This window comes from Streptomyces flavofungini, from assembly GCF_041028215.1.
Taxonomy (GTDB): Bacteria; Actinomycetota; Actinomycetes; order Streptomycetales; family Streptomycetaceae; genus Streptomyces; species Streptomyces flavofungini_B.
Window position 1 is genome coordinate 1 of the sequence record NZ_JASKYR010000746.1, and the last position, 4449, is coordinate 4449.

Annotated in this window: 5 protein-coding genes and 1 pseudogene; 1 reads left to right on the plus strand and 5 read right to left on the minus strand. The window is 73.5% G+C overall.

Annotated elements, in window-relative coordinates:
• The 4 genes and pseudogenes from AB8Z36_RS33660 to AB8Z36_RS33675 all read right to left on the minus strand — a co-directional run.
• Nucleotides 1-411, minus strand: a pseudogene (locus AB8Z36_RS33660) (hypothetical protein); the annotation flags it as partial.
• Nucleotides 408-932 carry a GrpB family protein gene (locus tag AB8Z36_RS33665; RefSeq protein ID WP_369217181.1) on the minus strand — a complete coding sequence of 175 codons (525 nt, stop codon included), beginning with the start codon at nt 930-932 and terminating at the stop codon, nt 408-410. The gene AB8Z36_RS33665 and the pseudogene AB8Z36_RS33660, both read right to left, overlap by 4 nt.
• A gap of 70 nt (nt 933-1002) precedes the next feature.
• A complete protein-coding gene (locus AB8Z36_RS33670) occupies nt 1003-1455 on the minus strand; it encodes a VOC family protein (RefSeq protein ID WP_369217182.1) in 453 nt (150 codons plus the stop codon).
• A gap of 120 nt (nt 1456-1575) precedes the next feature.
• Nucleotides 1576-2409, minus strand: coding sequence for an AraC family transcriptional regulator (locus tag AB8Z36_RS33675; protein WP_369217183.1), 834 nt, complete (start codon nt 2407-2409; stop codon nt 1576-1578).
• 80 nt (nt 2410-2489) lie between these two features.
• Between AB8Z36_RS33675 and AB8Z36_RS33680 the strand changes: the two genes are divergently transcribed.
• Entirely contained in the window at nt 2490-3359 is an 870-nt protein-coding gene (locus AB8Z36_RS33680) for an NAD(P)H-binding protein (RefSeq protein WP_369217184.1), read from the plus strand.
• 7 nt (nt 3360-3366) lie between these two features.
• Here AB8Z36_RS33680 and rarD read toward each other — a convergent pair whose 3' ends face one another.
• Nucleotides 3367-4272 carry an EamA family transporter RarD gene (rarD, locus tag AB8Z36_RS33685; RefSeq protein WP_369217185.1) on the minus strand — a complete coding sequence of 302 codons (906 nt, stop codon included), beginning with the start codon at nt 4270-4272 and terminating at the stop codon, nt 3367-3369.
• Nucleotides 4273-4449: the final 177 nt, after the last annotated feature.

The following is a 4449-nucleotide window of genomic DNA, read 5'->3' on the forward strand; positions in this document are numbered from 1 at the left end:
CCCCATGGCGGTGTAGTGGTTGGGCATGGCGCCGCTCGCGTAGAAGGAGACGCACCACAGGCTGCCGTACAGCGCGGCGGCCACGGCGACGGCCGCCGATCGCCGCAGAACCCGCAGCCACGGCAGAAACCCCAGGTGGAGGGCGGCAAGGGAGAGCAGGAGCAGCCATCCCCTGAGCAGTGCGACGGAGTCGCTCCAGGAGGCCACGGGCGCGATGAGCAGCGGGACGCCACGGGTGCGCGGGGCGCTGAACTCCGTGGCGGGCCCGTAGGGGGAGAACCGGCTCGCGTAGACGGTCTCGTCCCACCCGAGGGGCAGCGTGAGCGGCACGAGGGCGAGGGAGAGCAGGGCGCAGCAGCCGCAGGCGGCAAGGAGGAGGCGGGCGCCGGGGGTGGCGGCCCGCCGGTTCACCGCGCTGCCGCCGCCGCGATCAGCTCCTCCACCAGCGCGTTCTTGGCCTCCGCGTAGCGCGTACGGGCATCGGGAAGGCTTGCGAACCGCGCCGCGAGGACCGTCTTCAACTCGCTGTAGCGCCGCACCGCTTCGGGGTCCCGGCGCAGGTGGTCACGGAGCAGCACGTGGTCCAGGTGCGGCTTGCTGCCCGCCACCACGGCGTACGCGTGGTGCTCGATGGAGGCGTCATCGTGGCGATAGGCCTCGCGGCCCTCGATGCCGAGATTCCCCTCGTGCCGGTAGCCGAGGCCCGCGACGAGCCTGGCGGTCACCTCGGGCAGCGCGGACGCGTCCGCCACCACGATGTCCACATCGATGATCGGCTTCGCGGCGCACCCCGGTACGGACGTGCTGCCCACGTGCTCGACGGACAGCGCCAGGCCCTGGACCTGGGGCGCGATCCGGCCCCTGAGGTCCTCGAACCACGCGGGCCAGCGCGGGTCGTACTCCTGCACCACGAGTTGGCCGACTGGGGACATGGGGCGGGGCTCCTGCGGTAGGGGCGGTGTCGTTTCCTCTCCATCCTGTCATCGCGCGCCGCGCCGGTTCCTAGTGCACGCAGAACTCGTTGCCCTCGGGGTCCCGCATGATGACCCACTCGCCGCCCGGCTCCTTGACGTGCCGGGTCACCGTCGCGCCGAGGGCCTCCACGCGGGTCACCTCGGCGTCGCGGTTGCCCGGTGCCGAGTGGACGTCCAAGTGCAGGCGGTTCTTGCCGGACTTGGGCTCGGGGACGCGCTGGAAGAGGATGCGGCGGCCGAGGCCCGTGCCGCTCTCCGCGTCGTGTGGGTCGTCGGGGTGCCGCACCGCCGCGAGGTCGCGCCAGGCGCGACGGCCGCCGAGGTCGACGGTCACCGCCTCCGGCACCGCGTTGAAGCCGAGAAGACGGTCGACCAGCGCGCCGTGGTCCTCCACCTCGTAGCCGAGGACCTGTCCCCAGAAGGCGGCTTGGGCGTGCGGATCGGTGGCGTCGATGACGAGCTTCCAGTGCAGTGTGGTCATGTAACCAGTTATAGCGGTTACCGGCGAGCAGTGCAGCCCTTACGCCACAACCCGCAGCCCTTGCGCCAGCACAGCAGCCCTTAAGCCACGACAGCAGCCCCTACGCCACGACAGCAGCCCCTACGCCACGACCCGCAGCGACGCCCGGTAGCCGCTCGGTGTGATGCCCCTGGTGCGCTTGAAGGCGTCGCTGAAGCCGAAGCCGTCGGCGTATCCGACCTGGCCCGCCACCGCCGCGACCGTCGCGCCCGGCTCGGCGAGGAGTTCGGCGGCCAGCGTCATGCGCCACTCCGTGAGATAGGCCATCGGCGGCCTCCCCACCAGCTCGGCGAAGGCCTTGGCGAAGGCGGCGCGCGAGACACGGGCCCGCGCGGCGAGCGCCGCCACCGTCCAGGGCCGGGCCGGTTCCTCGTGCATGGCGCGCAGCGCGGGGCCGACCACGTCGTCACCGAGCGCCCGGTACCAGGCGGGCGGACAGGCCTCGGGCAGGTCGAACCACTCCCGCAGCGTGCAGGCCAGCATCCAGTCCAGCATCCGGTCCATCACGTACTGCCGCCCCGGCCGGTCCGCCGCCACCTCATCGGCGATCAGCTCGACGACGGGCATGCACTCCTCGCCGGACGGCACGACCAGCAGCGGCGGCAGCGCGCCGATCAGCCGCCGCCCGACGGCCCGGTCCAGCTGGTAGGAGCCCGTGACCACATCGCAGGAGCCGGTTTCCGCGGGCGCGAGCGTGAACGGAGCCGTCGTGCAGACGACGGCGGCCCCGCCCTGCCGCAGCGTCCGGGGCTCGCATGGCGCCGTGCCGATCCGCGCGGCGCCACCGACGACCGTGATCAGTTCGAGTGCCGCGCCCTCCGCGCGGCTCGTCCGCCAGGGCCCGGTCAGCGTCACCCTGTTGAACAGCGCGCCGTCCGCGCGCACCCCTCGCAGCAGATCCCCCAGAGCGTCCATGCGCTCACGGTAGACGGACACCCATCCCTGCGAGACGGATGCCCATGCCCTCGCCAGGCCCGGCGCGATTGGCTGGCTCCATGACCTCATCAGCGCGGACAGGCGCCCCCAGCAGTTCCTCCGGCCCCATCCTCGTCCTCGGCGCCACCGGCAAGACGGGCCGCCGCGTCGTCGCCCGGCTGCGCGCGGCGGGCCATGCGGTGCGCGCCGCGTCACGTACCGCCGAGACCCCGTTCGACTGGCACGACCGCGCCACCTGGGCCCCCGCCCTGGCCGGTGCGAGCGCCCTCTACCTGGTCGGGCCGCCCGGACCCGGACCGGTCGCCGACTTCGTCGAGCAGGCCCGCGAGGCCGGTGTGCGCCGCTTCGTGGTGCTCTCCGGGCGGGGCGTCGAGGTGTACGGCGACTCCTTCGAGCCGTCCATGGCCGCGGCCGAGCGCGCGGTCCGGGAGGCGGGCGTCGACTGGACGGTGATCCGCCCGAACAACTTCTCGCAGAACTTCGACGAGGACCTCTTCCTCGCGCCCCTGCTCGCGGGGCGTCTCGCGCTCCCCGTCGGCGACGTGCCGGAGCCGTTCGTCGACGCGGAGGACATCGCGGACGTGGCCGCCGCCCTGCTCACCGAGGACGGCCACGCGGGCCGGGTCTACGAACTCTCCGGGCCCCTCGCGCTCACCTTCGCCGAAGCGGTGGCGGAGATGGCGGAGGCGTCGGGGCGCCCGATGCGCTTCGAGGCGATCACCGAGGAGCAGTACGTGGCCGAGCTGACGGGGGAGGGCGTGCCGGAGGAGGCCGCCCGGTCGCTCGCGGCGGTGCTCACCTGGCTGGCCGAGGGCCACAACGCGGCCCCGGCGCCCGGCGTGCGCGACGTACTCGGCCGCGAGGCACGGGACTTCGGCGCGTACGTGAAGCGCACGGCCGACGCGGGCGGCTGGGACCCACGCGACTGAGCCGGGGTCAGGCCGCGGGCTCCGGCTCGTTCCGTACGGCGGGGGACGTGGCCGCCGCCGCGCGGGCGGCGGCCAGGCGGGCGGCGTTGCGCCGCGCCGTCCGCAGCGCGTCCCAGGTGAGCAGCGTGAGAGCCAGCCAGACCAGCCCGAAGCCCGCCCAGCGCTCGGGCGGCATGGCCTCGTGGAAGTAGAGGATGCCGAGGACGAACTGGAAGACCGGGGCGAGGTACTGCAGCAGCCCCAGCGTGGAGAGCGGCACGCGGATCGCCGCCGCCCCGAAGCAGACCAGCGGGACGGCGGTCACCACACCCGTGGCGGCGAGCAGCGACGCCTGTCCGACGCCCTCCGAGCCGAACGTGGCCTCGCCCCGCGCGCCGAGCCAGACCAGATAGCCGACGGCGGGCAGGAACTGCACGGCGGTCTCGGCGGCGAGCGACTCCAGGCCGCCGAGGTTGACCTTCTTCTTGACCAGGCCGTACGTCGCGAAGGAGAAGGCGAGGCAGAGCGAGATCCACGGCGGCTGTCCGTACCCGAAGGCGAGCACGAGGACCGCGGTGAGGCCGACGGTGACCGCCGCCCACTGCGCGGGGCGCAGCCGTTCGCCGAGGAGCAGGACGCCCATGGCGATGGTGACCAGCGGGTTTATGAAGTAGCCGAGCGAGGCCTCGACGACGTGGCCGGAGTTCACCGCCCAGATGTAGACGCCCCAGTTGACGGTGATGACCGCCGCGGCGACCGCCACCAGGCCCAGCCTGCGCGGCTGCCGCACGAGCTCGCGCGCCCAGCCCCAGCGCCGTACGAAGAGCAGCGCGATGCCCACCACGACCAGCGACCAGGCCATGCGGTGCGCGAGGATCTCCCCGGCACCGGCGGGCTTGAGGAGCGGCCAGAAGAGGGGGACGAGCCCCCACATCGCATAGGCCGCGAAGCCGTTCAGCAGCCCCGCGCGCTGCTCGCCCTTCGACGCTTCGACTGCTCCGCTGTCCACGGCCCCTCCTCGCTGCGCGACAGCCCCACGCTGCCTCGTCGAAGGTAGCGCCGCGGACCCCCGCCTGTCATGCCCGTATGGGGGAGACGCTCATGACAGGTC

Excerpts from the sequence above, each read along its gene's own strand:
- AB8Z36_RS33670 (WP_369217182.1), bottom strand. The coding sequence starts at position 1,455 with ATGACCACACTGCACTGGAAGCTCGTCATCGACGCCACCGATCCGCAC.
- AB8Z36_RS33665 (WP_369217181.1), bottom strand. The coding sequence starts at position 932 with ATGTCCCCAGTCGGCCAACTCGTGGTGCAGGAGTACGACCCGCGCTGG.
- rarD (WP_369217185.1), bottom strand. The coding sequence starts at position 4,272 with ATGTGGGGGCTCGTCCCCCTCTTCTGGCCGCTCCTCAAGCCCGCCGGT.
- AB8Z36_RS33680 (WP_369217184.1), top strand. The coding sequence starts at position 2,490 with ATGACCTCATCAGCGCGGACAGGCGCCCCCAGCAGTTCCTCCGGCCCC.
- AB8Z36_RS33675 (WP_369217183.1), bottom strand. The coding sequence starts at position 2,409 with ATGGACGCTCTGGGGGATCTGCTGCGAGGGGTGCGCGCGGACGGCGCG.